Below are 21,079 nucleotides of genomic sequence, written 5' to 3'. Positions count from 1 at the left end.
AAATGATGTGCTATGAAAACTTGTTTTAAACTTTTAACAATCAGTTTTTTTTTATTCTCTATTCTTACAGAAGCACAAGTCACTGTTTCAGAAGTTGATTCAGCAACATTAAAATTGAATGAAGAAAGTGATAGGGTGTATGCCAGATTAGGGCTCCGATATGGATTAAATTTCGCTGGTATGAAAGGATATGAAGAATGGAGGTATCGAGGGCCGAACCTTGCTAATATTGGATTAATATTACGTTTTAGGAAAGAGAGAGACTTTGTAGAGACGAATCTAATTTTATTGGAGACGGGAGTAAAATTTAACATTTCAAACCAGACTTCCCAAGGGCTTCAAGAGGGAAATGATAGACAGGTTAATAATAATCTGATGATGCCAATTATGTTTGGTCATCATTTCGGCCTCTTTGAAGAAGAAGGATTCTTTATAAAAGGGGGGGTATTCTTAAGTTACCTATTGCAAGCAACTTATAAAGTTCCTGATAATTCACTTCTTTTAATTCCAGACCCAAAAAAAATAGATAATATTGATGAATTTAATAGACTGGACTTTGGAATTAGTTTAGGAACAGGAATCGATTGGGAACATGTTGGATTGGAGTTAAGAGCTAATTGGGGACTTAGGAACCTGAATAATAACCCCTCAGATATTTGGCAATATGTAGACACTTCAAATGAAATTTATAGTGTACTATATCAACTATCTCTAAATGTGATGTTCTAATTTATCAACTTTAATTGTTGAGAATATCTCATTCTGAATTAAAATAGATTCACCTTCTTACAAGCTTTTATTATTCGGAATAATTTTTGTAAAACAAGTACCTAACACATTTTTCATACCTATCAATTGTTAACTTTGCGCGTGCGAATTTATTTTTTACTAATAGCGGTTTTATCAGCAGGTGCTTTGTCAGCGCAGATAGTGGATGACTCTACAAAGTTGGTTTATGGGCCAAAATCAACGGAGTTTACGACTGAAGAAGAGGTACTAAACAACCTTAATAATTATCAACGGATAGATACTTCCATTTATTTATTTGAAAGACAGTCTTACGTAGATAGATCCGCCAGAAAATTTCAAAATCTTGGAAATTTCGGAACTGCACTCTTTCCCATTTTCTATACACCACAGAGTGCTATAGGTAGAACATCCGGATTCAATGCCTACAATCGATACGCTTTTCAACCAAAAGATATCAAGTATTACGACACTAAATCTCCATACATAGAACTGTTTGTCTATCTGGGAGGTGGCAATCGAAACATTGTTGATATAGGGTTTTCAAGGAATGTGAATGAAAATTGGAACATTGGATTTGACGTAAGAAAAATAACTGCAAATAAACAGCTCGCTCCGGAAAATCAGACAGACAGACAGGTAATAGGAACCTCGTTTGTTGGATACACTCATTATAAACACGCGAAAGTACCTTACCAGTTTTTAGCTAATTATTCAAGCATGAGTCACAAAGTTTTCGAACTTGGAGGAGCCAGACCAACAAGTGATTCATTGCGAACGGATTTCTTTCTTTATGACAATGCACTGGTAAGGCTAGAAGAAGCTCAAGCAATTGTGAAGTCATCGAGATGGCATTTTTACCACGACTATCAAATTGCCAAGCAGTTTCAATTGTATCACACCTTTGATTATTTAAAGGAAACCAATATTTATCAGGATTTCGCCGGAGATACTGGGCCGGGAGGATATGACCTATACACTGACTTCTATACGGACTTTTTAATGGATGAAGACTCAACTCAGGAACGTTCTGTTTTTAGCTCGCTTTCGAATGAAATAGGCATAAAAGGAAATTTGTCTTCCGTTTTTTATCGGTTTTATTCAAAACTAAGATCTGTAGATTGGAGTTACCTCTTGTACGACCCGGAATCCAGGGCGTTTGAACAATACCTGGGTGGATTTGCACGATTTGATTGGCGAGAGAAATTTGCCGTTACTGCAAATGCTGAATACCTGTTAGGAGGAGGCTATAAGTTGGGTGGTAATCTTTCAAGTGATTTGTTGAATGTGAGCTACAGTTCAATGAATTATCGGGTACCGTTTATTTATTCAGATTATTTCGGAAATCATCACGAATGGCACAATGATTTTGATCCGGTATTCATGAATAAGCTTGAGGCCCAAATTAATCTAGACTTCAAAAGTTTTGAGATCCGACCCAAGGTTTGCTTAACTACCTACAATAATTTTGTTTACTTCAATGGAAACATTGATCCCATTCAATCAACAGATGCCTTCATTTCTTCCATAGGAGGAGATTTCAATCTTCGATTATTAAACTCCAAGCAGGAGGGATGGCATTTGGAAAATGAACTAATGGCTACCAATGTTTCTGGTGGAGCTTCAGATTTTGTGAGGATACCCGATGTATGGTTTAATGGTAGATACTATTGGAGAGGGAATTGGTTCAATGACCTTGTTCCGGTAGAGGTGGGAATAGATGCGCACGCCAGATCTGCCTATTTTGCCAATGCGTATGCTCCGGAGATTCAGCAGTTTTACGTGCAAAATGATCAGGAAATATTTGGTTATACAGCTGCCGATCTTTTCGTAAACATGAAGGTGGATAAATTCTTTTTCGCTATCAAGTGGACACATTTCAATCAACCACAAGATGATGGTTATTTTACTACACCTAATTACCCGGGCCAGCGAAAAGTGATTGACTTGATGATTAGATGGATGTTTTTTGATTGATGAGTATAGATAAAACAACACTTGGTTTAGAACTCCCAACAGATCCACGTTGGGTTAATATTGCAGAAAAAAATATTGAAGATATTTTAGTTGATCATGCCTATTGCGAACAGAAGGCGGCATCTTCATGCATATCGTTAATAATCATGTTTCCTGAACGTGAAAAGCTGGTTGATATCCTTACTCCGGTAGTGGCTGAAGAATGGGCGCATTTCGAATTGGTTATTGAACATCTTAAGAAAAGAGGGTTCTCACTAGGGAAGGCCCGAAAAGACGAATATGTATCCCGCCTGAATGGGATAATGAAAAAAGGAGGGACCAGAGACGAGCAGCTAGTAGAGCGGCTTTTATTAAATGCACTAATAGAAGCCAGAAGTTGTGAGCGGTTTAAGTTGCTGTGGAAGAATATTTCAGATGTGGAACTGCAACGATTCTACTACGACTTAATGGTTTCAGAGGCAGGACATTATCATAACTTCATCGAATTAGCAAAGGAGTATTTGCCGGAGAAAAAGGTGGAAGAAAGATGGAAATATTTCTTGGCAGAAGAGGCTAAAATAATGCTCGAGTTAACCCCAAGGGCAGATAGAATGCATTGATATAGTAAATCAATGCATTCTGAAGTCCAAATTGTTTCTTAATCCTGTTGCGTTAAAATGCCTGTGAAGCTTCCTGTGGCACGCTCATTATCATTACCGGTCAACGTAAATGATATCGAGTAGGTATCGGACTCAACAGAAACGGTAACAGTACCACCTGTCACTTCGAAAGAAGTTCCGGATGTAATATTTCCCTCATTATCCACATTTACGTTCACACCAACAATTCCATCTACCATTACAAACTCATCGCGTTCTAAACCATAGGTGTAAGTGCCAGCTTCTAATACATTTTGCATAGATGTATTTAAATCCAGGTATACAAAAGTTAAATCGTTAAAAGTGCCTGAGTTGAAATCAACTGGTTTTGATGTTAGCGTAATATCTACGTCAAATGAACCATTTTCATTGACACCAAAATCCTCCTTATAAGCATGAGTAAGTGCATAACTCTCACCATTAAAAGTAAACGATCCGTTTGCGGACACTGCAGGTCCATCATCTTTTCCACAGCTGAATAATAGACCTATTGATGCCAGCAGTGAAATGGTAATTAATTTTTCATAGTAATTGTGTATTTACCAGTAAAGTGAATTAAAAAACTAACTGCGCGCAATACCAATTAATGGGTATTTTTTTATATCCCGAAAATTTTAAGTTTTTTGCTTTTTCTTTTTGGCGGCAGGAAATAAAATGTTATTTAAAATAAGTCGATAACCCGGAGAGTTGGGATGGAGATTAAGGTCAGTGGGAGGCTCATTTACAAAATGTTGATAGTCTTCAGGATCATGCCCTCCATAGAAGGTCCAAAAGCCTCTTCCAAGGACACCATGTACATATTTAGCTTCGCTAATACTTGGCGTCTGACCCATGATGATTACATCACCTTTTACCAACTGTTTCTTAAACCCTGTGGTCTGTCCCATAAAACCGTGAATGATCTGTTGGTGATTTTGTGTTAGCATCGTTGGAATAGGGTCCCATTTAGCCGAGAATTCAAAAAGTGTAAAATAATCATTTCGCTCAACTAAGCCCCGTTCATTAGCTTGATTATCAATATTTGAGTATTCGTATCGCATCGGATCCCTTTCGATTGTGAAGTTTTCAAATGCCATGGTTTTTGAATAATCTAATTTGGATTGAGCGCGCGGATCGGCAGGATCTCCGTCGTAAATACTTTCTACTATATCAAGCCCTTCTGCGGCCAGAGCTATGTCATAGGTATCAGTAGCTGAGCACATCGCAAACAGAAAGCCACCGCTTGCCACGTATGATTTAATCCGTTGTACTGTTGCCAATTTTAGCTGAGAAACTTTATTAAACCCATGTTTTTTTGCAGATTCTTCATAGTCCCTTTGCTGTTGTTGATACCATGGGAAGTGATGGTATGCCCGATAAAATTTACCATACTGGCCGGTGAAATCTTCATGGTGAAGATGCAGCCAATCATACTTTGGAAGGTCATCACCCATGATTTCATCATCGAAGATTACGTCATATGGAATCTCTGCATAGGTAAGCACGAGAGTTACTGCATCGTCCCATGGCTGTTTACTTTTTGGTGAGTAAACCGCTATTTTCGGGAATTTTTCCAACTTCATCACATCCATATTAGAAGATGGACTGGCTATGGTATTCAAGATGTCGTTTGCTTCAGCATCTGAGATCACCTGATAAGAAACTCCACGAATAATACATTCATTTTCAAATGCCTGGAGATGCTTAATCATAAAACTTCCTCCCTTGTAATTCAGCATCCAGTCAACCTCCACTTCTTTTGTCAAAATCCAATATGCTATACCGTATGCCTTCAAATGATTTGACTGGGTCTCATCCATTGGGATAAGGATATATGCCGCCTGACTGGCTATGCAGACATTTAAGAAAATTAGTAACAATATTCCCCTCATATGCATCACTTTTGTATATACAACGTTAATCAAAACCGTGTGTTTTATTAAAACCTTCCAATGAACATTCGCGAAAACATAAAAGAGGGCATCAAGTCCATCAAAGCCAATAAGCTGAGAACCTTCCTTACTGCTGCAATTATTTCAATTGGGATTACTTCCCTCGTTGGGATTCTGACAGCTATTGATGGAATTCAATATTCCATCAACAATAGTTTCTCAAGCTTAGGCGCCAACACGTTTGATATTGAAGATAAACGGAGGGACAGAGGTTCTTCTGATGGAAAGAAAGCGAAATCCTACCCTAAAGTGACATACCATGAGTTGCTGATGTTCAAGGAAAAGTATGAAGGACCGGGAGTCGTCTCCATTTATACGGTAATAACCGGTCAAGCCGAAGTGAAATACGGTTCGAAAGTGACAAATCCAAATCAAATTGTCAGAGGAGGAGATGAAAACTATTTAACAGTAGATGGTTATGACGTAGACAAGGGTCGTCCATTTTCTGCAAACGAAAGTTTGAATGGTAGCTATGTTGCTCTTGTAGGTAATGATGTTATTAAGGAATTGTTTGATGAAAACGAAAGCCCTGTTGGAAAAAAAATAAGCTTGATGGGATCCAAATTCAGAATTGTTGGAACTATTGCTGAACAGGGTGGAGCTAGTGGGAATTCCAATATTGACCGAACCATTATCATCCCAATGCAAACCGCAAGGATCATTGCTCCTGAACGAAATTTTGGATATGAAATAGCAGTTTCAGTACCAGATCCCACTCAAATGGATAATGCGATGGGGATCGCAAGAGGCCTGATGCGAGCAATCCGGCAAGATCGACCGGGTGAGGAAGATTCTTTCGAGCTTTCTGCAAGTAAATCACTAGCTGAAAGAATGGGTGAAATTACCGGATACCTAAGAGCTGGCGGGTTTACCATTGGTTTTGTTACATTAATTGGTGCATCCATTGGACTTATGAATATTATGCTGGTTTCAGTAACAGAGCGTACACGGGAAATTGGAGTAAGAAAAGCACTAGGTGCAACACCACTAAAAATCAGGCAACAGTTCTTGATTGAGGCAATCGTAATATGTCAGATGGGGGGAATTGGTGGTATCATCCTCGGAATGGCCATCGGAAACCTCACGTCCTCATTGATCTTTAATTCGGGCTTTGTAGTGCCATGGTTATGGATGCTGGTGGCTGTGTTAATTGGTATTGCTGTAGGGCTAATATCCGGATATATCCCAGCCTATAAAGCATCTAAATTAGATCCAATTGATTCACTCAGATTCGAGTAATTGTTTAGCTGAGACGGAACTTTTTATTTCCATTAAAAAGCGATCGATTATCCCTTGGGTAACATGGTCCATTACCACGATCTTATACCAGGCAGGGTTGTTATCATGGGTGTCTGGAACTAGTAAATAATCTTTTGCCACCTGCGGATCAATTTCGTCTGACTTTATGGTTACGATGTTCATGTATGGATTTCGAAAAAACTGGACTCCCATTCTGGTCAACTTATCGCAAAGGCGATCAGTCTTATCAAGCAGCTTTTCTATTTTCATTTTCCAACCCTCAGAACCATAGGTCCTCATGATCATCCAAACAGCGATAGAGTTTGCTCCTGAACGACTTCCAATAAGCGTATAGTCTTTCCCTTTTACGTAATTCGCCTCCTCTGTAAGCGCATAATCCATAAACCCTCTACGAGTCAAATAGATACCGGTTCCGTAAGGGGATTGAAGCATCTTGTGTCCATCCAGCGTGAAAGAGTTGATCTTTGGATTTTGAAATGTCAATTTAGAGTTCTTGTCAGTGAAAGGATAAATAAACCCTCCAAATGCAGCATCAATATGTACTTTGTAGTTTAATCCCAAACTATCCATCCATCCGACAACCTCGTCAATGTCATCAACAGAACCAAACATGGTTGTGCCCATGTTGAGAACCACAATGAAATACTTTTTGCCCTTATGCTGAGCTTGAGAAAGCATTTCTTTGGAATCTTTTGAAATACATCTAGAATCCTCATCAACAGGAAGTGTAATTGTATTTAAACTAAGCAGAGACCCTGCTTTTGGCATAGAGTAGTGTGCATCTTCGGTGTACACCAACGTTATTTCATCCGGATTAGCATTAAACTCTTTTTCATAATACCTTTTTAGTATCCAGATAGCCTGAATGTTAGCTTCAGTACCACCTGAAGCCACATACCCATCATAATGCTCATCTGCGCCTTTGAAAATTCCTTTGGCACATAATTGAATGAGCTCAGACTCTATTTTTTGAGTCCCTTCAAATGCAGTTTCTGATTCATTTAATGTATGACAGCCGATATGATTGGGGTTGGCGATCATGGCACTTAAGAAAGGGGCATCTTCTAAAAACGGCGCATCATGATAAAATACTTCGGTATCTAAATAGGAAGCTGGTAAACCCAAAACGGGTTTGTGTCTATAGTCCAAATTGGACTCTAATGCACCAAAAATTATTTCTTTAATTTTCCTATGACTGTACTTTTCCCAATTCATTCAATACTAAGTTTTTGTGGCTACAAATTTAGTTGTTAATGCAACTAAAATCAACAAATTGATGTTTTATACTAGTTAAGATCGATTCTGAATTACGTGTATAATGAACTTGATCACTTGAAAATTCGTAAATTGACTTAAGATGAGGTCAATTAGTAAAATAGCGCTATTTGTTGCGGTCAGTTTTCTGATGCTGCATACATTTATGCCTCATCATCACTCGGATCAAATCTCAGAAGAGCAGCATTTCATAGAACATTCTGAAGCAGATTCACTTATTGATTTTATACGCCTGGCATTTCATTTAAATCCTGGGGAGAATCACCTGGAGGAATTTGAACAAAATACTGGCGTAACACTTCACTTTCCAGTTGCTGACTTCCATAAGATTGAGGTTCCTAATCAAGTTATAGATATTGCTACGCCTTCTTTTACTAAAGCCCAGGATGTAGCAATCGAACATCAATTCACCTCTTTATCGCTAAGTTTTAGAGGGCCTCCGCAATTGGTGTAATTCCAGCAGGGATCGTTTGATCCTAAACCAATTGTAATTCTAAAACTCCAATTTCATGTTAGAACATATTGTTCGATTTAGCTTGAAGAACAAGCTGATCGTTATATTCTTTACCATTAGTTTATTTGCTTTTGGTGTTTATTCACTCACGCAGATACCAATAGGTGCTGTACCTGATGTAACCAATAATCAGGTACAGGTCATCACCACTTCCCGAAACCTCTCTACGCAGGATATTGAGCAATTTATTACCTACCCAATAGAGTTGGAAATGGCAAACTTACCGGGGGTCCAAGAGATCAGATCTATTTCCAAATTCGGCTTGTCTGTGGTGACAATCGTTTTTGAGGATCAAATGGGTACTTACCTTCCTCGTCAACTTATAGCTGAAAAAATTAAAAGTGCTTCAGAGAAAATCCCGGATGGGTTTGGAACACCGGAGATGGGACCAATCTCTACTGGGTTAGGAGAAATTTATCAATATGTCCTGGAAGTAAACGAGGAGAATAAGGGGAAGTATTCGACAATGGATTTACGCACAATCCAGGATTGGATAGTGAAAAGGCAATTATCAGGAATACCGGGGGTGGTGGAAGTAAATACCTGGGGTGGATACCTTAAGAGGTATGAAGTGGCAGTGGATCCTGAGCATCTCAATGCAATGAATCTATCACCAATCCAACTATTGAATGCGATTGAGAAAAACAATGATGTTTCTGGTGGAGGTTACATCGAAAGATCCAATCAAAGCTATTTCATTCGGGGTGAGGGGTTGGTCAAATCTTTAACTGATATAGAGAACATTGTGGTGGAGGTTAGAGATGGAAATCCAATTTATATAAAGGATGTTGCTACCGTTGGTTTTGGTCACGCAACCAGATTTGGTGCAGTTACTGGAAATGGTGAGGGTGAAAAAGTTTTAGGGCAGGTAATGATGCTAAAGGATGCTAATTCTAAAGCTGTAATAGATGCGGTAAAGGCTCGTGTAGCTGAGATACAACCAACACTGCCTCCTGGCATTTCAATAAATCCATTTTTGGAGCGAAGTGAATTGATTGGTAGAACAACATTCACCATTACTGAAAATCTAATACTCGGTTGTCTAATCGTCGTGTTTGTTGTAGTTCTGTTATTAGGCAATCTCCGATCAGGTCTGGTTGTAGCTTCTGTTATTCCGCTTGCCCTGCTTTTTGCTATTTCAATGATGTACATCTTCGGAATAGATGCTAATCTCATGAGCCTTGGAGCAATAGATTTTGGGATAATTATTGATGGAGCGGTAATTATAGTTGAGTTCATTGCTTTTAAAATCGCCTCCAGCAAGTCAGACTTGTTAGGACTGAATAAATCAGAGAGGAGGAAGCAAATAGATCTAATCACATTGGAAAGTACTTCCAAAATGATGCGATCAGCAGTATTTGGCCAGCTTATTATCATCATTGTATTTATTCCAATTCTGTCACTTACCAATGTGGAAGGCAAGATGTTTATCCCTATGGCACTTACCTTTTGTTTTGCCCTCATTGGAGCGATGATTTTGGGATTCACTTATGTTCCTGTTGCTTCAAGTCTATTCATCAGACCTGAGCAAAAACAGAGTAAAATATCTATTCAGTTGATTTCATTTCTGGAGCGGATGTATGTGCCTGTGTTAACATGGTCACTATCCCGAAAGAAAACAGTGCTAAGCATGGCCACATTACTTCTTGCTGGATCAGTTTTTCTGTTTTCAAGAATGGGAGGAGAGTTCGTACCCACTTTAGATGAGGGAGACTTTGTTATTCAGCCTGTACTTAAGACTGGAACATCCCTTTCGAAAACAATAAAAACAACAACGGAGATCGAGCAGATTGTTAAACGATTTCCGGAGGTCAATCAGGTGGTGACGCGCATTGGAGCTGCTGAGGTTCCCACAGATCCCATGTCAATGGAAGAGACAGATGTGATTATCACGCTAAAGGACAAAAAAGAGTGGGTTTCTGCTAATAGCAAAGATGAATTGGCAAATAATATAAAAGCGGAACTTGTGAATGAATTGCCGACCATAGATTTTGAATTTACCCAGCCTATTGAGATGCGCTTCAATGAGCTGATTACAGGTGTTCGGTCGGATTTGGCCATAAAGATATTCGGAGAAGATTTGGAAGTTCTTTATGACAAGGCCAGAGAGATTGAGCGGGTGATCGCCAATGTAGATGGCGCAGCAGATATTACTGTTGAAAAGATTGTTGGTCTTCCTCAATTGCAGGTGAAATATGATCGAAATAAAATGGCTCGTTATGGGCTGAATATCGCTGACGTCAACCGGTTGGTGTCTTTAGGTTTTGCTGGTGAAGTGGCCGGTAGTATTTATGAAGGAGAAAGGAGATTTGATCTCTCAGTTCGCTTTACCGGAGATCAGAGAAAGGGCATTGAAAATCTGGAGCAGATATTTGTAAAACTATCAGGAGGCGGAAAAGTACCATTAAGTTCTTTGGCTGATATTACATACACGCATGGTCCTGCCAAGATATCCCGAGATGATACCCATCGTCGAATTGTCGTGAGTATCAATGTGCGAAATCGTGATCTGGAATCGGTAGTAGATGATGTGAGTGCTTTGATTGATGAAAACGTTGATCTTCCTCCGGGATATTATGTAACCTATGGAGGTCAGTTTGAAAACCTTAGAAATGCAACAGATAGATTAGCTGTTGCTGTCCCCATTTCATTAGTGCTAATTTTTATTTTGCTTCATTTTGCCTTCAAGTCTGTGAAAGATGCATTGATGATTTATAGTGCGATTCCCCTTGCTGCGGTTGGAGGATTGCTGCTATTATGGTTAAGAGATATGCCCTTTAGCATCTCAGCAGGGGTGGGATTTATCGCATTATTTGGTATTGCAGTATTAAATGGAATTGTCCTGATTGAACATTTCAAAGAGCTTAAAGCAAAAGGGATATCTGATGTGAAGGAACGAGTAATAAAAGGAGCCACCCAACGATTGCGTCCTGTTTTATTAACTGCATCTGCTGCAGCACTGGGATTCCTTCCAATGGCAGTATCAACTTCTGCTGGCGCAGAGGTGCAACGACCACTAGCAACCGTAGTTGTGGGCGGATTGATTACGGCTACCTTGTTGACTTTGGTCGTTCTACCCATTCTTTACTCCATTTTTGATGAGCGATCTTTTTTATTAAGCAAATCAGCCAGAACTCTGGTTCTCTTTGGTTTTGTGGCTTTACCTGCATTAGGCAATGCTCAGGAAGCAATTTCACTGGAAGATGCAATTAGAATAGCCAAAGAAAACAATGCGGGATTTAGCTCTGCCGCTTTAGAAGTGAAACGAACCAAAGAATTGGTTGGGTCTGCTTTTTCTTTTGAGAGCGCCACGATCTACTATAATGAGGATCAGAATAACCTAACACCCGGAAACTTGCCGCTAAATCTTTGGGGAATTCAGCAAGGATTTGATTTCCCCACCGTATACTCCAAGCAAAAACAGGTACTTGAGAATAGGGCACAAATGGCCGAATATGATTTTAAACATAATGAGCGACTGTTAATAAGAAACGTATCTGAAGCTTATTACCAGGTAGTCTATTCTTCCAATGTTGTGAAATGGTATAATTACCTGGACAGTATTTATTCCAAATTTAATTTAGCAGCAGCCAGACGTTTTGAATTAGGTGAATCGGACTACCTGGAGCAACTGACTGCTCAAAGCCTGTCTGTGGATATAAATAAAAAGCGGACGCAAGCCAGAAAAGGTCTGGATCTGGCTTATGTGAACCTTAACCGATGGCTCCAGTATGAGAGTTCAGTTGTCGTTGCTAATGATACACTTTCAAAGGTTCCGATAAAGGTGACAGAATTGACCAACCATCCAGGTATACTCAAGTCCGAATCTTCAATAAAGCTGAGCAAATCCAATCTTTCTTTACAGAAAAGTCAATTGCTTCCTGGGCTTCAATTGGAGTATTTTCAAGGGAATGATGGTTCTATGAACGCTCAAACTTACCGAGGCTTTCAGGTTGGACTTAGCATTCCGATTCTTTTTCCCGGTGAGAAAGCCAGGATCAGCGCTTCTCGTATAGCATGGGAGCAATCTATGCTTGATGCAGAAGACTATGAGTATCAACTTAATGCAAAACTCAACAGTTTATCGAGTGAATTAGAAAAGTACGACGCAGCTCTTCAGTCATTTGAAACGTCTGGTCGACGATTAAGTAATGAGCTAATGAAAGCAGCAGAAAGATCCTTTAGCAATGGAGAGATTGACTTTTTGCAATATGCTCAACTGCTCGATCGGGCAACAAATATTAAGATCGAATACCTCAGGGCTCTGTGGAATTACAATCAAGTAGCACTAAAAATCAACCACTTAACCCTTTAATATCAGAAATCATGAAAAAGTATATAATTATCATTTTAATCCTTTTTGTGGCATCATGCAAGCAAGGTGCAGATGTAACCAGCGATGACATGACATCAGATGGCCTCATGCTAACTAAAGAACAGCAAGCCAAGGCCGGAATAACAACTGCTAAATTGAAAATGGTGGATATTCCACAATACATTTCGGTACGTGGTGTTGTAGATGTGCCACCCTCGCATCGGGCATCAATTAGTATTTTTCACGGAGGGTACGTAAGCGATCTTGACCTGCTTCCCGGTAAGGCGGTCAATAAAGGTGATCTGCTGTTTACGCTTCAAAACCCGGCCTACATTGATATGCAACAAGCCTACCTGGAGGTTAAGGAGCGAATTGAATTTTTGAAAGCTGACTATGAACGTCAAAAAACCTTAGCCTCTGAAGCCATTTCATCTGAGAAGAAATATAAGCAAGCAGAAAGTGATTACTTAGTTGCTAAGGCAAAACTGGAAAGTCTAAAAGAGCAACTTAAACTCATCAACATAAATTTGGATGAACTTGAAAACGGTAAGGTAATAAGCACCGTGGCTGTATATGCACCGATCTCAGGTTTTGTCAGTGATCTTGTAATAAACAAGGGATCATTTTTAGCACCACAAGATGTTGCAATGCAGATTGTAAATGCTGATCATGTACATCTGGAACTCATGGTATATGAGAAAGATATTACGGCAGTTAAAAAGGGTCAGAAAATTAAGTTCAGGACAGATGACAGTGACTCATTGTTGATAGGAGAGGTGCATTTAATTGAAAAATCAATTGATCTCGAGGAACGATCTGTTCAGGTGCATGGACATTTACGTGCTACATACCCTCAATTAGTTGTAGGTGCTTATATCGACGCGATGATTGAGACAGGAATAAAAAAGAATTACGCTTTACCAGTAGATGCAATTGTTGATTTGGATGGAGCTCAATTTATTGCTGTAAAATCCTCGACAACTGAAGGTGATTTCTTTGAGAAAGTAAGTGTGGAAACGGGTTTAAAAACAGACAATTGGGTAGAGGTAATGCAGCCTAACGAGCTGCTGAACAAGGAAATTGTAGTTACTGGAGCCTATGAAGCCATAAACTAAAGAAAGCCCCGGAAGGGGCCTCCTTTTTTGTATTCTATAGTGAAATACTTACCCCAAAATAGGGCATGACGTATTTGGTTGATTGGTATCCTCCATCAGCTGTTGGTGTAAATAACCAGTAATAGTCTACCCCGGTCGCCAAGAATTTGTTCATGTGATAAATGAATCTCATTTTAGCCAGAGATCGCTCATCAAACTTGAACGCATCACCTAAATCATCCAGATCACCTTTGACATAACTGCCATGGAATGAGAATTTGTTGGCTAACCGCTCCATGTCAGCCGTCAATTCAACAAAAGCTGGAGATGCTGCCGAAATTTCATCCGGAATCATAATACTTCCCCCTAAAGAAACTTTTTTGAGTACATGACCTCTAAGTGCACCATATATTCCATTCTTACCTTCCGTTGTTATCAAAGAAGCAATTCTAGCATCTTTATTTATTTCATAAGTAGCATTAAAAAACTGCGGTATATAGTGATCTGAGTTATTCAATCTTTCGATTCGGATGTCTGTACTGAATACATCAGCAATGAAATGCATTCTGAAGTTTAAACCAACGGAAGACCCTGAACCTGTTTTAAAATCATTTTCTCCAAAACTGTTTGCCAATTGTGTAAGCGTATCGCTTGATATATTCAGCTTAGCATACGAGGCAAAAAGGTCTATTTGTATGAACGGAACACTTAATAAGGTTACGCCCATATCAAGTCCGAGACCTTTAGCACCTGATTTTGTAAATGCATAGGTTGTGCTTGTAGAGTCACTCGTAATTATTGCCGTTTGATCTTTGTCTGCTATGTAAGATGCACCGACTTCTAGTGTGTTTATAATTTTTATCGGGAATGAGGATAGAGGTCTTATGTATGGTCTTGCTCCAAACAGGTTGAAGGATTCGGGGTTTAGATCACTATAAAGCAACTCAAGACCAATGAATCTGTCATAATTAAAATCGGCATGAATTCCGACTTTTCGTTTCTCATAACTAGTTGAGTTGGTATAATTATTCATTAACCCGCCATAGCCAAGCATGAGACCTGATATTTCGCCTGCTTTGACGTAAACGGGATCGGCTTTTTGTTTTCCGTATCGGATGTACCTAAACAAACGAGCAACCCCAACGCCATCTTCAAATATTTCCGTTCGTATAGAATTGTCATCCAGTCCATAAAGAATAGGAACATTCAAACCGACACCAACTTTCCCAATTTTAAATTCGGGTGACAGAACCAAACCCACATAGTCTTTACCATCAATTTGGGTATACGTCATGCCTCCGTTTATACTTCCATCTTCATTTGGCAAAACCATTGGTTCCCGGAAATCACTGATTGGGGGTCTTTCTACTCTTTCTCTTTTTGGTTTGGGTTCTTTAGCTGGCTTTTCTGATTGAAGTGTGTCTGCTGTAACAATATTTTTGGTTGTATCGGGTAGGAGTGTATCTGCCGGGATGATAAGCGCATCATATCTCAGACTATCGCTGTTGATTATAAGTGAGTCCGCTTTGGTAATGACCGTATCAACCGGGATTGGTTTTTCTTTCTTTTTACGCTTTTTCTTTTTCTTTTTTTTGTCATCTTCTTCCCATAAATAGGAATAATCAGAATACTCCTCTGATTTTTCCTGGGAGAACGCTGAAAAATATATACTTGAGAAAAATGCTAATATTAAAGCTGACTTTATATTCATAACTGGTTTAATGAAATGACTAACAGATAGTCATAAACTCCTAAAAGACCCCCTAAAAATACAATAATTAATTAAGGCAAAGTTTGAGTGTTTTGGATAAACACCAGAATGTTTAAGATCAATGCTTGGTTGTTTCTCGGCCTTTAGGTTTATTCGTATTGCCTTATTACGCTTGTCAAACAACAAAACTGAATGAATATCACCGAAAGAATTGTAGCGTCCATTAGAGATGTACCTGATTTCCCTAAACCCGGGATTACATTTAAGGACATCACTCCTTTACTAAAGGATGTCAAATTAAGTGCTGACATAACAAATGAATTGGTAGAATATTGGAGTACGCATGACATTGATGTCGTTGTTGGTATAGAATCCAGAGGGTTTATCTGGGGAAACTCTTTGGCACAACAAATGAAAATACCCTTCATTCCAATACGCAAAAAAGGAAAACTACCAGCAGAAACACATTCATTTAAGTATGATTTGGAATATGGCAGTGCCGAGGTGGAAATTCATAAGGATGCGATTCTAAATGGACAAAAGGTGTTGATTCACGATGATCTGCTTGCTACCGGAGGGACAGCAATTGCTGCTGCTGAGTTGGTAAAAGTAAGTGGGGGAATAGTGGCTGGTTTTTCGTTTCTTGTTGAGTTAAGTTTTCTAAATGGCATTAAGGACCTGAAGACCTACAGTGATCATATTCATTCATTGGTCTCTTATTGAGTATCTCTTAGCATAACCTGAACCAGATTAGCTCTTCCAATAGCGTTGAATCTAATGGAGAGATACTCGACTGCTTCGTAATCGCCGCATTCAGAGGGTGGTGTCAATCGATAGTGAAAATATTTCTGGTTGCGATTGTAGAGTTCATGCTCCTTAGCTTTTCCTAGCAAACTTTCTACTTCATTTTGGGTGCCTTTCAAAATCACTTCCTGGTTCTCAACGATCAGGTCTGAGATCTCAAGCCGATATTGGCTGCAGTCTTGTGCATAATTCACCCATTTTTCTTTATCAAAACCATCCATCGTCAATGTTTTATAGCATGAACTAAGTGCAAGGAGTAAAATAAGATAAGAGAACTTCTTCATTTTTTGAATCGGATGATGATGTAACAAACTGTGAAAATAAGACCTGAAACGGTGACAATTGCGCCGGCAATGGACCCATCTAATAGGTAGCTAAGCCAGTATCCAAGGATGGAGCTTAATATACCAAAGCCGGAACTCAATAATAACATCATTTTAAGCTGATTAGTTATCAGGTAAGCTGAGGCAGCAGGGGCAATCAGAAGTGCAACTACTAAAATAGCGCCTACTGATTCAAAAGAAGCTACCGTAGTTAAAGAAACTAAACTCATGAGTGCGTAATGCCATTTGGAAGTTGAGATCCCAATTGCACTCGCAAAGGAGGGATCGAATGTTGTGATGAACAGCTCTTTGTAGAATAACCAAATAAATAGCAGAATCAATCCTAAAACGAATGACAGGATAATCACGGCCTTTGGTCCAAGCGGGTCGCCATCTGAATTATAGAGCAAGTCAATAGGCACATATGCAATTTCACCATGCAAGATGCAATCCTGATCAATGTGGGCATTTCCGGCGTAATAAGTAACCAGTATTACACCGAGCGCAAATAGCCAGGTGAATGTTACACCTATGGAAGCATCGGTCTGTAGCTTGCCCTTTTGATGGAAAAATTCAATAAGAAAAGTAGTGAGTATGCCCAGGAGGCCTGCACCTACCAGCATCCAGACAGATTGCATACTTCCAGCTATGAAGAATGCAATCACAATTCCTGGGAGTACTGAATGTGAAATAGCATCTCCCACCATCGACATTTTTCTCAGCACAAGAAAGCTGCCGAGGAGTGCACAGCTCACAGCCACTAATGATCCGGTCAATATGATCCAAAAAGCATCTGTCATTTTGGTATTTGTGATAAGTGTGGATCTTCAGTAGGGTACTCTAATAGCTTTTCAAGCCTGGCCTCTAATTCTGGTGTGATTACATGCTCAATGGTATCAGCATCCTCATGCACATGATCTGGAGCAATTCGCAAATATTTTGTCAAATAGAGTTCCCAAAGCCTGTGCAATCGTGTGATACGTTTCCCTTTTTCAAACCCTTCTTTTGTGAAATACCAATTGCCATTTGTTCGTTTCACATAACCATTAACGCGAAGTTTTCTCAGCCCCTTTGCCAATTGTGCAGGAGAGAAGTTGCGAACCAATTGGATATCATTAACGGCTACCTGATTAAAATGAGCTCCGCTATTTTCTCCAATGCGATAGAAAGTTTTGAGCAAATTCTCCTCTAAAAGTTGTTTTTGAATAGAGAATCTTCTCCATTGTCTAATTAAAATTCCTCTACCCGGAGCAAAGAAAAATGAGAATAGCGCGATGATCGACAAAATCATCACCATCCAGGGCCCTGTTGGCATGGATGGCGCACTATATGAAATGTAGGCACCACTGATTCCGGAGAAGGCTCCAAATACGGACGCAAACAAAATCATACGAGATAGCCTGTTGGTCCAAAATCTTGCGGCGGCAGCCGGGGTAATAAGCATTGCTGCCATAAGCACCACACCAACTGCCTGAATACCTGTAACGACAGCCAAAACAGTGATCGAGGTTAAAACCATTTCTAATCGTTTAATGGGTAAACCAATGACCTTGGCAAATTCCGGATCAAAACTGATTAGCTTAAATTCTTTGTAGAAAAAAAAGACCGTTAATAAAACAATAATGGCTATGATGCTGAAAGCCATAAGGTCTTTTCCAACCAAAGCGGCGGCTTTTCCAAAAAGGAAGGTGTCCAGCCCGCTCTGAGAGGCGTTACCAGAATGCTGTATATAGGTCATTAGTAAGATACCAATACCAAAAAATACAGATAGGGATAGTCCTGTCGCCGCATCCTCCTTGATTTTGGTATTCCTGATAATGGCATCCATGACTATGATAGAAATCCATCCGGAGATAAAGGCTCCAATGATCAGCAAAAAAGGATCCTTGCTCCCGGAAATCAGGAATGAAATGCAAATGCCAGGTAAAACAGCATGTGAGATAACATCTCCGACTAAAGATTTTTTCTTAATGAAGGTAAAACAGCCTACCACCGCCGAGCTTATAGATAGAAGGATGGTACCAAACACCACGTATTTGATGTTTGGGTATTTGAAAGTGAAAAATTCTAACAAGGTTTCCATTACTGCTTCTCTCTTGCCTTGAATTCTCCTTTTTTCACTAACTCACCAACTTCAGTTAGAAGCGTTAGTTTGCCGCCATAGGTTTCTTCAAGTAGCTCAGGGGTGAATACTTGTTTTGTTGGTCCAGATGCAACCAATCTTAGGTTTAGTAGAATCACCCATTCAAAATAGGTTTCGACGGACTGAAGATCATGATGAACCACGATGATGGTCTTGCCATCCTTTGAAAGGTCTTGAAGAATTTTAAAAATAGCCTTTTCAGTAGCCGCATCTACTCCTGCAAATGGCTCATCCATGAAATAGATATCTGCATTTTGTGTGAGTGCTCTAGCCAGAAAGACCCTCTGTTGTTGCCCACCGGAAAGCTGAGAGATTTGCCTTTTGGAATACTTATCCATCCCCACCATCTCAAGGGCTTTCATAGCCGCTTCTTTATCTGCTTTTCTTGGATTTTTGAACAGACCTAGTTTTGCATATCTTCCCATGAGTACTACGTCCAGGACGGAAGCTGGAAAATCCCAATCTACCGACTCCCTCTGAGGAACGTAGCTAACTCTCTTTCTTACCTCATCAAGCGGTTGGTCAAAAAGTTTGACATACCCGGAGTTCATGTCAACTAAATCCATGATTGCTTTGATCAAGGTGGACTTACCAGCTCCATTTGGCCCAATAATACCACATAAAGAGCCCTGAGGTATGGATAGATCAATCCCCCACAATACCGGCTTTTTATCATAGCTTACTGTGAGGTCATGAATTTCCAGGACCGGATCATCTACTTGTTGAATCATTTCAGTGCGTTTACAATTGTTTCCACATTACTCTTAAACATTCCTATATAGGTACCTTCCTCTGTACCGAACTCACCCATAGCATCAGAATACAAATACCCACCAATTTTAACTTCATGGCCTTTTTCGTTGCAACCGGTTACGACTGCATTTATTGATTTTTCCGAGACGCTAGTCTCTACAAAAATGGCTTTGATTTCATTTTCGATGATCAGATCTATGATCTCAGCAATGTCTTTTAAACCAAAATCTGCTACGGTGGAAATGCCCTGGAGACCCTCTACTTGCATGCCATAAGCATCACCGAAGTAAACAAATGCATCATGAGCTGTAATTAGTATGCGCTGATTCTCAGGAATTTCTGATAAGCGTTCTTTTACAAATTGATCCAAGCTATCAAGCTCGCTAAAGTATCGTGAGGTATTTTCTTCATAAAATGACTGGTTTGCAGAGTCAAGTTTGATTAAGGCATGACTAATAGCTTTAACTGCATACTTCCACCTCCTTACATCAAACCAAATATGGGGGTCATAGGCATCTTTATAGCCTATGGCAGATTTTAACATCTCTACAGGTACAGATTCCGCGGCAGCAACTACAGACTTTTGTTTTCCGAGCTTCCTGAGGATATCACTCATCTTTCCTTCTAGAAGAATCCCATTATAAACGATCAGGTCTGCCTTATTGAATTTGGCGAGATCCCCTTGAGTAGCCTTATATAGGTGGGGGTCAACACCCGGACCCATAATTGCCTCAGCAGTAACTCTGTCACCGGCAATATTTATAACCGCATCATATAACATTCCGGTTGTTGCGACAACATGCGGAATCTCATTTGTTTTTTCACTTTTGCTTTTACAGCCAAAGATCAATGTTGAAAAAATGAATAATTGAATTAGCGCTTTCATCATTTTTCTATTAGTGTAATCATCAAGTTTTCTGCTACAGTGTTAGATACAAATTGAGGTTGCCCATCATCAATTGCAATGGAGACTGACCCATCAAAATCCATCCTGTTCAGAATGTGAATTCTAGAGCCAAGTTTGATACCCATTGAGTCGAGATGCTGTAGTAAAAGTGTATCATCATTATTGACTGCTACGACGATACCGATTGCCCCAATATGTACCTCTGAAACAGATGCTCTTATCGTTTCTTTCATGACACCATCTTCATTGGGAATCGGATCACCATGTGGGTCTATTGTGGGGAATCCTAAAAATTTATCTAACCGTTTTATGAGATTAGGAGATTTGATATGCTCTAACTGCTCAGCTATCTCGTGAACTTCGTCCCATTTAAAGCCTAATTTTTCTACGAGAAAAACTTCCCATAGTCGATGTTTTCTAATAATGGAAAGTGCGACTTTTTTTCCACGAGAAAGGAGGGTAGCTCCTTTATATTTTTGATAACCGATGAGCTTTTTGGTAGCTAGTCTTTTTACCATATCATTTGCTGATGCAGGTGTTGTACTCATACTGTCAGCCAATGAATTTGTGTTTACACTATCCGTTCCTTCAGACGAAAGATGATAAATCGCTTTAAGGTAATTTTCTTCTGTAAAACTCAACTCTGAAATCATGATTCAAAGTTAATTTATTTTTAGATTAATCTAA

At 39.5% G+C, this 21,079-nt stretch carries 18 protein-coding genes; 8 read left to right on the top strand and 10 right to left on the bottom strand.

Going from position 1 to position 21,079, the window contains the following annotated elements:
- The first annotated feature begins 12 nt into the window (after positions 1 to 12).
- The 3 genes from ACO05G_RS08510 (at position 13) to ACO05G_RS08500 (ending at position 3,323) form a co-directional block, all read left to right on the top strand.
- The gene (locus tag ACO05G_RS08510) at positions 13 to 729 is read left to right on the top strand and encodes a porin family protein (protein ID WP_348282148.1); all 717 of its coding nucleotides are present in this window, start codon (positions 13 to 15) and stop codon (positions 727 to 729) included.
- Positions 730 to 870: 141 nt separating this feature from the next.
- The gene (locus ACO05G_RS08505) at positions 871 to 2,724 is read left to right on the top strand and encodes a putative porin (RefSeq protein ID WP_421765567.1); all 1,854 of its coding nucleotides are present in this window, start codon (positions 871 to 873) and stop codon (positions 2,722 to 2,724) included.
- Positions 2,724 to 3,323 carry a tRNA-(ms[2]io[6]A)-hydroxylase gene (locus ACO05G_RS08500; protein ID WP_348282150.1) on the top strand — a complete coding sequence of 200 codons (600 nt, stop codon included), beginning with the start codon at positions 2,724 to 2,726 and terminating at the stop codon, positions 3,321 to 3,323. Before ACO05G_RS08505 ends, ACO05G_RS08500 begins: the two co-directional genes overlap by 1 nt.
- 38 nt (positions 3,324 to 3,361) lie before the next feature.
- Here the strand turns inward: ACO05G_RS08500 and ACO05G_RS08495 are convergent, their stop codons facing one another.
- Entirely contained in the window at positions 3,362 to 3,811 is a 450-nt protein-coding gene (locus ACO05G_RS08495; protein WP_421765566.1) for a hypothetical protein, read from the bottom strand.
- 165 nt (positions 3,812 to 3,976) lie between these two features.
- Positions 3,977 to 5,233 (bottom strand): asparagine synthetase B, encoded by a 1,257-nt coding sequence (locus ACO05G_RS08490; protein ID WP_421765565.1) that lies wholly within the window; start codon positions 5,231 to 5,233, stop codon positions 3,977 to 3,979.
- A 60-nt stretch (positions 5,234 to 5,293) separates the two neighbouring features.
- Between ACO05G_RS08490 and ACO05G_RS08485 the strand changes: the two genes are divergently transcribed.
- Positions 5,294 to 6,532: an ABC transporter permease gene (locus ACO05G_RS08485; RefSeq protein WP_348282153.1), complete on the top strand. Its 1,239-nt coding sequence runs from the start codon at positions 5,294 to 5,296 to the stop codon at positions 6,530 to 6,532.
- Here the strand turns inward: ACO05G_RS08485 and ACO05G_RS08480 are convergent.
- The gene (locus tag ACO05G_RS08480) at positions 6,515 to 7,768 is read right to left on the bottom strand and encodes a pyridoxal phosphate-dependent decarboxylase family protein (RefSeq protein WP_421765564.1); all 1,254 of its coding nucleotides are present in this window, start codon (positions 7,766 to 7,768) and stop codon (positions 6,515 to 6,517) included. The genes ACO05G_RS08485 and ACO05G_RS08480 overlap by 18 nt on opposite strands.
- 142 nt (positions 7,769 to 7,910) lie before the next feature.
- Between ACO05G_RS08480 and ACO05G_RS08475 the strand changes: the two genes are divergently transcribed.
- Genes ACO05G_RS08475 through ACO05G_RS08465 form a run of 3 tightly spaced genes read left to right on the top strand, consistent with a single transcriptional unit; the run spans position 7,911 to position 13,772 of the window.
- A complete protein-coding gene (locus tag ACO05G_RS08475) occupies positions 7,911 to 8,282 on the top strand; it encodes a hypothetical protein (protein WP_421765563.1) in 372 nt (123 codons plus the stop codon).
- 55 nt (positions 8,283 to 8,337) lie between these two features.
- Positions 8,338 to 12,657, top strand: a complete 4,320-nt coding sequence (locus ACO05G_RS08470) for a CusA/CzcA family heavy metal efflux RND transporter (RefSeq protein ID WP_421765562.1) — start codon at positions 8,338 to 8,340, stop codon at positions 12,655 to 12,657.
- An 11-nt stretch (positions 12,658 to 12,668) separates the two neighbouring features.
- Positions 12,669 to 13,772: an efflux RND transporter periplasmic adaptor subunit gene (locus ACO05G_RS08465; protein WP_421765561.1), complete on the top strand. Its 1,104-nt coding sequence runs from the start codon at positions 12,669 to 12,671 to the stop codon at positions 13,770 to 13,772.
- A gap of 34 nt (positions 13,773 to 13,806) precedes the next feature.
- Here the strand turns inward: ACO05G_RS08465 and ACO05G_RS08460 are convergent, their stop codons facing one another.
- Positions 13,807 to 15,462 carry a hypothetical protein gene (locus ACO05G_RS08460; RefSeq protein WP_421765560.1) on the bottom strand — a complete coding sequence of 552 codons (1,656 nt, stop codon included), beginning with the start codon at positions 15,460 to 15,462 and terminating at the stop codon, positions 13,807 to 13,809.
- A gap of 192 nt (positions 15,463 to 15,654) precedes the next feature.
- On the opposite strand from ACO05G_RS08460, the gene ACO05G_RS08455 reads away from it, so the two are divergent.
- Complete coding sequence (locus ACO05G_RS08455; protein ID WP_421765559.1) at positions 15,655 to 16,185, top strand: adenine phosphoribosyltransferase; 531 nt, start codon at positions 15,655 to 15,657, stop codon at positions 16,183 to 16,185.
- Here ACO05G_RS08455 and ACO05G_RS08450 read toward each other — a convergent pair.
- From ACO05G_RS08450 to ACO05G_RS08425, 6 genes are read right to left on the bottom strand one after another with little or no spacing between them, the layout of a single operon-like run.
- Positions 16,179 to 16,550 carry a hypothetical protein gene (locus ACO05G_RS08450; protein ID WP_348282157.1) on the bottom strand — a complete coding sequence of 124 codons (372 nt, stop codon included), beginning with the start codon at positions 16,548 to 16,550 and terminating at the stop codon, positions 16,179 to 16,181. The two genes, ACO05G_RS08455 and ACO05G_RS08450, sit on opposite strands and share 7 nt — an antisense overlap.
- Positions 16,547 to 17,389, bottom strand: coding sequence for a metal ABC transporter permease (locus ACO05G_RS08445; RefSeq protein WP_421765558.1), 843 nt, complete (start codon positions 17,387 to 17,389; stop codon positions 16,547 to 16,549). The genes ACO05G_RS08450 and ACO05G_RS08445 overlap by 4 nt, the downstream gene beginning before the upstream one ends.
- Positions 17,386 to 18,672 (bottom strand): iron chelate uptake ABC transporter family permease subunit, encoded by a 1,287-nt coding sequence (locus ACO05G_RS08440; RefSeq protein ID WP_421765557.1) that lies wholly within the window; start codon positions 18,670 to 18,672, stop codon positions 17,386 to 17,388. The genes ACO05G_RS08445 and ACO05G_RS08440 overlap by 4 nt, the downstream gene beginning before the upstream one ends.
- Complete coding sequence (locus ACO05G_RS08435; protein ID WP_421765556.1) at positions 18,672 to 19,463, bottom strand: metal ABC transporter ATP-binding protein; 792 nt, start codon at positions 19,461 to 19,463, stop codon at positions 18,672 to 18,674. The genes ACO05G_RS08440 and ACO05G_RS08435 overlap by 1 nt, the downstream gene beginning before the upstream one ends.
- On the bottom strand, positions 19,460 to 20,374 hold the full coding sequence (locus ACO05G_RS08430) for a metal ABC transporter solute-binding protein, Zn/Mn family (protein ID WP_421765555.1): 915 nt from the start codon (positions 20,372 to 20,374) through the stop codon (positions 19,460 to 19,462). Before ACO05G_RS08430 ends, ACO05G_RS08435 begins: the two co-directional genes overlap by 4 nt.
- Positions 20,371 to 21,045, bottom strand: coding sequence for a metal-dependent transcriptional regulator (locus ACO05G_RS08425; RefSeq protein ID WP_348282162.1), 675 nt, complete (start codon positions 21,043 to 21,045; stop codon positions 20,371 to 20,373). The genes ACO05G_RS08430 and ACO05G_RS08425 overlap by 4 nt, the downstream gene beginning before the upstream one ends.
- Positions 21,046 to 21,079: the final 34 nt, after the last annotated feature.

Origin of the sequence: Ekhidna sp., from assembly GCF_965227465.1 — a bacterium.
Classification (GTDB): domain Bacteria; phylum Bacteroidota; class Bacteroidia; order Cytophagales; family Cyclobacteriaceae; genus Ekhidna.
This window is presented reverse-complemented; position numbering and strand designations above follow the sequence as displayed.

Bases quoted from the DNA above. Each gene is read 5' to 3' on its own strand.
- ACO05G_RS08485 (WP_348282153.1), top strand. From the start codon at position 5,294: ATGAACATTCGCGAAAACATAAAAGAGGGCATCAAGTCCATCAAAGCC.
- ACO05G_RS08445 (WP_421765558.1), bottom strand. From the start codon at position 17,389: ATGACAGATGCTTTTTGGATCATATTGACCGGATCATTAGTGGCTGTG.
- ACO05G_RS08455 (WP_421765559.1), top strand. From the start codon at position 15,655: ATGAATATCACCGAAAGAATTGTAGCGTCCATTAGAGATGTACCTGAT.
- ACO05G_RS08510 (WP_348282148.1), top strand. From the start codon at position 13: ATGAAAACTTGTTTTAAACTTTTAACAATCAGTTTTTTTTTATTCTCT.
- ACO05G_RS08470 (WP_421765562.1), top strand. From the start codon at position 8,338: ATGTTAGAACATATTGTTCGATTTAGCTTGAAGAACAAGCTGATCGTT.
- ACO05G_RS08490 (WP_421765565.1), bottom strand. From the start codon at position 5,233: ATGAGGGGAATATTGTTACTAATTTTCTTAAATGTCTGCATAGCCAGT.
- ACO05G_RS08435 (WP_421765556.1), bottom strand. From the start codon at position 19,463: ATGATTCAACAAGTAGATGATCCGGTCCTGGAAATTCATGACCTCACA.
- ACO05G_RS08475 (WP_421765563.1), top strand. From the start codon at position 7,911: ATGAGGTCAATTAGTAAAATAGCGCTATTTGTTGCGGTCAGTTTTCTG.
- ACO05G_RS08440 (WP_421765557.1), bottom strand. From the start codon at position 18,672: ATGGAAACCTTGTTAGAATTTTTCACTTTCAAATACCCAAACATCAAA.
- ACO05G_RS08450 (WP_348282157.1), bottom strand. From the start codon at position 16,550: ATGAAGAAGTTCTCTTATCTTATTTTACTCCTTGCACTTAGTTCATGC.
- ACO05G_RS08465 (WP_421765561.1), top strand. From the start codon at position 12,669: ATGAAAAAGTATATAATTATCATTTTAATCCTTTTTGTGGCATCATGC.
- ACO05G_RS08425 (WP_348282162.1), bottom strand. From the start codon at position 21,045: ATGATTTCAGAGTTGAGTTTTACAGAAGAAAATTACCTTAAAGCGATT.
- ACO05G_RS08430 (WP_421765555.1), bottom strand. From the start codon at position 20,374: ATGATGAAAGCGCTAATTCAATTATTCATTTTTTCAACATTGATCTTT.
- ACO05G_RS08500 (WP_348282150.1), top strand. From the start codon at position 2,724: ATGAGTATAGATAAAACAACACTTGGTTTAGAACTCCCAACAGATCCA.
- ACO05G_RS08480 (WP_421765564.1), bottom strand. From the start codon at position 7,768: ATGAATTGGGAAAAGTACAGTCATAGGAAAATTAAAGAAATAATTTTT.
- ACO05G_RS08460 (WP_421765560.1), bottom strand. From the start codon at position 15,462: ATGAATATAAAGTCAGCTTTAATATTAGCATTTTTCTCAAGTATATAT.